Raw genomic sequence first — 5,724 nt, forward strand, 5'->3', positions numbered from 1 at the left:
GTGGCGAGGTCGTCGCCGCGTTCGTCTTTCAGACTGCCTTTGAACGCGCGGCCGATCGGCGAACGTGCTGCAGAGACGATAACTGCTTCGGTCATGGTTGTTCTCCTCCGGTGTGCTCGGGCCGGTCGGCCCGCGTGACGATGTCGGCGTTGGGTGTGTGCGCGAGAAAAGCCGGCCATTCGCCACCGCCGTCGACCGGCAGTACCGCACCGGTGACATGGGACGAATAGGGGGAGGCCAGCATGACGCAGACGTTTCCGATCTCTTCGGGCGCGGCCAGGCGCCCGCGCGGGATCGTCTGTGCGACGCGAGCGTACTGTTCGGGCGTGCCGTAGTGGTCGACGGCGCCGTCGGTGGCCACCAGCCCGCAGCTGACCGCATTGACGCGAACCTCCGGGGCCCACTCGGTCGCGAGGCTCGTCGTCAGACTCTCCAGCGCCGCCTTCGCCGCACCGTACATGGCGGTGCCGGGGCTGGGGCGACGCGCGCTGATCGAGGTGATGTTGATGACCGCGCCCTGAGAGGCGCGGAGGGACTCGTAAGCCGCACGCGATGCGAATGCGGCCGAGAGGAAGTTGATCTCGGTGATCGCCTGCAGATAACGCGGCGATCCCGTCTCGAATCGGCCGAACGGCGAGCCGCCGACGTTGTTCACGAGGACGTCGAGTCGCCCATGTCGCGCAAGGATGTCGGCGATCCAGCCGTCGACGGCGCCCGGGTCGCGTACATCGACCGGGCGAAAGGTCGGCTCAGCCGTGCTGTGGCCCGGGAGCGCCTCGGGGATGGATCGTCCACAGATCTCGACGTGCGCCCCTGCTTCGAGGAATGCCGCGACGATGCCGGCGCCGACACCCCGGCCGCCACCGGTGACCGCTACGACCTTGCCTGAGAAATCCAAGACCACGCTCACACCTGCTCCTCTTCGTCAGCGCAGCGCTTCGCCGCGCTGCATTCTCATCGTACCAACCAAATGCTAGGTTTGTTTAATGGACAGCAACGGCGTATCCACACCTCACGCTCACCCCGCCCGCACGGTGGTCGTCACCGGCGGAGCGCTGGGCATCGGCGGCGCAATCAGCAGGCGCTTCGCCCGTGACGGCGACCACGTGATCCTCGTCGATATCGACAGGGCCGCAGCGGATGCCGCCGGCGACGAGATCATGGCCGACGGCGGTGAATGCACCCTCGTCTATGGCGACATCACCGACGACACCGTCGTGACCGAAATCGCCGAGCAGGTGTCCCGCCGCGGGGGCGTCGACGTCCTCGTGAACAACGTCGGAGACTTCCGCCCCGCGAAATCCTTCTTCGCCAAGAGCCCACCCGAACAGTGGCGCCGGCTGCACGAGATCAACCTCTGGCATGTCTTCACCGTCACCCACGCGATGCTGCCGACAATGATCGCCGCCGGTGGTGGGTCGATTATCAACGTCTCCACGGTCGAGGCGTTTCGCGGCATCCCGGGCAACGCGGTGTACTCGGCCTACAACGCCGGCGTGTCGGCGTTCACGAAGAGCCTCGCTGTCGAGCTCGGCCCGTCCGGCATCCGTGTCAACGCCATCGCTCCTGACCTGGCCGATACCGAACAGACCCCGGCGGAGCTCATGCTCGCCGGGCGTGACCCCGCGCTTCTGCGCTCGTGGCTGCCGGCCGGACGCTTCGGTCGCCCAGACGACTTCTCCGGCGTGGTGGCCTTCCTCGCCTCCGACGAGGCATCCTTCATCACCGGGCACACGATCCCCGTAGACGGTGGAACTCTCGCCGCATCGGGCTGGTATGGCAAGGCCGCCGGACGCGGATGGACCAACATGCCGGACGGCGCCTGATGGACATCGTCGAAGAGATGCGGGCACGGCAGGAGATCCACGATCTGATGCTGCGGTACTGCCGCGCCGTCGACCGCGCCGACTACCCCGCCGTTCTCGCGATCTATGCCGCCGATGGCGTCGACCGGCACACCGGATTCAGCGGCCCCGCTGCCGAGTACGTGGAATGGCTGAAGGCGCGCACGGCTGATTTCGACGGCACGATGCACCTGATCGGCAACCACCAGGTGGAATTCTTCGGCGAACACGCGTTCGCGGAGACCTACGGCACGGCAGTGCACTGGTCATCGCAGGTCGATGACGCCGCGCACAACTTCACCAGCGGTTTCCGCTACCTCGATCATGTGCGCCGTGACCCGGAAGGCTGGCGCATCGTCGAACGGCACGCTGTACGCGAGTGGACCCGATCGGATGCCGGACGTATGGTGCGCCCCGAAGGCGACGGACCGCGCGGCTGGCGCGGTCCCGGGGATCCTCTCTCAGCGTGCCGCGATCAGGTGCGCCGGGCAGCGGGTGCACTCCCCGCCGCGTCCGACGCATCCGATCACTAACTGGCTTTACCGAAGTACGCCTGCTGCAAGTCGTCAACCGAGACGTCGCGTGCCGATCCCGACAGCACCGTGCGTCCCATCTCGACCACGGTGACCTCATCGGCGATGGCAACGGAATCCTGAACCGCCTGCTCGACGAGAAGGATCCCGAGGCCGGTGCCCTTGAGCTCGTGCACGCGCTCCATGACCTCCTTGACGATCACCGGCGCCAGACCCTGGCTCGGCTCGTCGAGAATGAGAAGCTTCGGCTTCGCCATCAGCGCCTGGCCGATCGCCAGCATCTGCTGCTGACCACCCGACATGCTCGCCGCCGCCAATGCCCGCTTGGAGCCCAGGATCGGAAACAGCTGATAGATCTCCTCCGCGGCGGAGATGAGCTCACGCTTGCCGACGCCGCGCGAGAAACCGCCGAGGATGAGGTTCTGCTCGATAGTCAGCTCGTGGAAGACCTTCTTGCCCTCCTGTACGTACGAGATGCCGCGCGCGACGCGCTTGTGCGCGGCCTCGGTCAGGGCACCGCCAAGGTACGACACCGTGCCGCCCTGGACCCTGTTGAGCCCGGTGATCGCGCGCAGCGTGGTGGTCTTACCCGCGCCATTGCGCCCGAGAAGCACGGTGATCTCGCCCTGACGGACGGTGAGCGACACGTCGCGCACCACGGTCAGATCGCCATACCCGGTCTGCAGACCGGACACCTCCAACAGCACATCACTCATCGTCGGCGCCTCCTGCCGAATTGGCCTCTGCCGTCACTCCGAGGTACTCCTCCATGACGCGCGGGTTGCTTTCGATTTCGTCCGGCGTTCCATGCGCCATCACCGCGCCCTGAGCGAGGACGTAGATGTCATCGGCCAACCGGAGTACGAGCTGGAAGTTGTGCTCGACGAGGATCACCGTCATGCCCGCATCGCGCAGCCGCACGATGAGTCCTTCCAGAACCTCAAGTTCGTCCTCATCAAGACCGGAGGCGACCTCGTCCAACAGCACGACCTTCGGCGATGCGGCAAGGCTTCGTGCCACTTCAAGTAGACGCCGGTTCCCCAGCGGAAGCGAATCGGCCATCTCATCGCGCTGCTCGCTGAGGCCGACCAACGCCAGTGCGCGTTCCGCGGCCTCGCGTCCATCATTACGTGAACGCCAGAACGCCGGAAGACGCAGCACCGAGGCGAGCACGCTCGAACGGCCACTTGCGTATCGACCTGCTTCGACTGACTCGAGCACCGTCAGCTTCTCAGGAATGTTCGGGGTCTGGAACGTTCGCGAGACGCCGGCACGGGCGACCTTGTACGACGGCAATCCCTGGATCTTCTGTCCGTCCAGCTCGATGCTTCCGGCATCCGTCCGGTAGAACCCGGAGATCATGTTCAGCAGAGTGGTCTTCCCGGATCCGTTCGGCCCGATGATGGCCGTGACCGCTCCGGGCTTCGCTTCGACGGAGACCTTCGACAGCGCCTGGTTTCCACCGAACGCCTTCGAGACGCCATCGGCACGAAGGAGGGCTCCGTCGAGCTTCTCGACAGAGCCAGCGGCGACCTTCGGAGCCCTTATCCCGGCCTTCGCCTTCGCGGCAAAGTCCGCCTTGCGCAGAAGCTTGCGCATGAGCCCGGCGAGACCGCCGGTGAAGGCGACACCGCCGATGAGCAGGAACGCACCGGAGATGATCAATCCGAACTTGCTGAAGTTCGTCGACTGGTTCATGCCGAACTGCAGCACGGCCGCCCCGATGAGAGCGCCATACACACTCGCCGATCCACCGAAGATCGACGCGGCAAGCACAGTCATCGCAAACGAGAAGGCAAATGCCTCCGGAGAGATGAACAGGTCGAGGTTCGCGAACAGCGCCCCCGCGATACCGGCCGGGACCGCGCCCATCGCATAGGCGGTGAGCTTGGCGCGGAACACCGAGATGCCCATCGACGACGCTAGCACCGGGCTCTGCTTCAGCACACGCAGAGCGGTGCCGTGCCCGGAGACGACGAGGTTGCGGATCAGCGCGAACACGACGATCGCCACGCCCACGATGATCAGGTAGTAGGTACGGCTGTCGATCAGCTGCCCGAACGAGGTCGCCGGTGTCAGCCCGGCCAGGCCGTTGCGGCCACCGGTCTCTTCTTTGAAGATCGACAGCACATCGGGCACGATCAGAATCAGGAAGAACGACGTCATCGCCAGTGACCAACTGCCCAGACGCAGTCCCGGAATTCCTGAGATGAGTCCGACGACGAGCGCCACAGCCGCACCGATCAGAATCTGAATCCAGATGTCCGTGACCCCGGCCTTATTCGCCATTCCAGCCGCATAGGCTCCGGCCGCGTACATCGCGACCTGCCCCATCGCTAGTTCACCCGCGTAGCCGAGCGACAGGTTCAGCCCCACGACGATCAGCGCCAGAAGAAGAGTCAGCTCGATCTGTCGCGTCGCAGAGTAGCCGAGCCCGAGAAAGGGCAGCGCCAGCAGCACGACACCACACGCGAGCGGCCAGACCCACCCCGGGATCGCACGCAGTTTCAACCAGAAACGGGCCATGGTCACACCGTCCGTTCTACGCGACGGGCGAACAGCCCCGTCGGCTTGACCATCAGGATCACGATAAGAATGAGGAACACGGTGATCCCCGCGAAGTCCGCGCCGATATAGCGCGTGGCAAGCGCCTCGGCCAACCCGACGATGAGCCCACCGACGAGCACGCCGCCCAGTGAACCGAAGCCGCCGATGGCGAGCACGACGAAGCCCTTCAGAGCAAGCGATGCCCCCAGGGTCGCGACGGCGTAGGTCTTCGGACCGACGAAGACGCCGAGGAGACCGGCGAGAACACCGGTGAAGATGAAGGCCATTAGAGCGAAGCGACGCACGTTGACACCACGCAGCTGCGCGGCCTCGCGGTTCTCGCTCATGCCCAGCAGGGCGATACCGGTCGTGCTGCGCTTGGCGTACTGGGTGAGCGCGATCACCAGTACGATGACCACGATGATCAGCGCGATCTCAGCCGGGTAGACACGACCGCCGAAGACCTCGAGCACCTGGTCTCCCATGAAGAAGGGCACACGCTTGGGCTCACCGCCCCAGATCACCTGCGCGATACCCTCCATGATGATGGAGGCACCGAGGGTGGTGACCAGCAGGTTGTGCGGGTCCTTCACCGGACGAATCGCGATACGCTCTTCGAGCGCGGCGATCGCACCCACGATGACGGCTGCGCCGATCGCGACGATCCACCACGGCAGATCCCAGACGACGATTCCGACGTAGGCGAGGAACGCACCCAGCATCATCAGCGCCGCCTGCGCGAAGTTGAAGGTCTTCTGAGACAGGAAGACGACATTGTAGCCGATCGCCACCAGCGCGTA

6 protein-coding genes are annotated in these 5,724 nt (G+C 65.3%); 2 read left to right on the top strand and 4 right to left on the bottom strand.

Going from position 1 to position 5,724, the window contains the following annotated elements:
- Nucleotides 1-91: 91 nt before the first annotated feature.
- A complete protein-coding gene (locus Q1J95_RS13735; protein WP_300268511.1) occupies nt 92-910 on the bottom strand; it encodes an SDR family oxidoreductase in 819 nt (272 codons plus the stop codon).
- Between the two features lie 76 nt (nt 911-986).
- On the opposite strand from Q1J95_RS13735, the gene Q1J95_RS13740 reads away from it, so the two are divergent.
- On the top strand, nt 987-1,826 hold the full coding sequence (locus Q1J95_RS13740; RefSeq protein WP_300268513.1) for an SDR family NAD(P)-dependent oxidoreductase: 840 nt from the start codon (nt 987-989) through the stop codon (nt 1,824-1,826).
- On the top strand, nt 1,826-2,377 hold the full coding sequence (locus Q1J95_RS13745; protein WP_300268514.1) for a nuclear transport factor 2 family protein: 552 nt from the start codon (nt 1,826-1,828) through the stop codon (nt 2,375-2,377). Before Q1J95_RS13740 ends, Q1J95_RS13745 begins: the two co-directional genes overlap by 1 nt.
- Here Q1J95_RS13745 and Q1J95_RS13750 read toward each other — a convergent pair.
- From Q1J95_RS13750 to Q1J95_RS13760, 3 genes are all read right to left on the bottom strand, one after another.
- Nucleotides 2,374-3,093: an ABC transporter ATP-binding protein gene (locus tag Q1J95_RS13750; protein ID WP_300268516.1), complete on the bottom strand. Its 720-nt coding sequence runs from the start codon at nt 3,091-3,093 to the stop codon at nt 2,374-2,376. The two genes, Q1J95_RS13745 and Q1J95_RS13750, sit on opposite strands and share 4 nt — an antisense overlap.
- The gene (locus Q1J95_RS13755) at nt 3,086-4,903 is read right to left on the bottom strand and encodes a branched-chain amino acid ABC transporter ATP-binding protein/permease (RefSeq protein WP_300268519.1); all 1,818 of its coding nucleotides are present in this window, start codon (nt 4,901-4,903) and stop codon (nt 3,086-3,088) included. Before Q1J95_RS13755 ends, Q1J95_RS13750 begins: the two co-directional genes overlap by 8 nt.
- Nucleotides 4,904-4,905: 2 nt before the next feature.
- The coding region (locus Q1J95_RS13760; RefSeq protein WP_300268517.1) for a branched-chain amino acid ABC transporter permease at nt 4,906-5,724 on the bottom strand (819 nt) is incomplete at its 5' end.

The organism is Microbacterium sp. (genome assembly GCF_029263575.1).
GTDB lineage: Bacteria > Actinomycetota > Actinomycetes > Actinomycetales > Microbacteriaceae > Microbacterium.

Coding starts and splice junctions, on each gene's coding strand:
- Q1J95_RS13745 (WP_300268514.1), top strand. CDS start 1,826: ATGGACATCGTCGAAGAGATGCGGGCACGGCAGGAGATCCACGATCTG.
- Q1J95_RS13750 (WP_300268516.1), bottom strand. CDS start 3,093: ATGAGTGATGTGCTGTTGGAGGTGTCCGGTCTGCAGACCGGGTATGGC.
- Q1J95_RS13740 (WP_300268513.1), top strand. CDS start 987: ATGGACAGCAACGGCGTATCCACACCTCACGCTCACCCCGCCCGCACG.
- Q1J95_RS13755 (WP_300268519.1), bottom strand. CDS start 4,903: ATGGCCCGTTTCTGGTTGAAACTGCGTGCGATCCCGGGGTGGGTCTGG.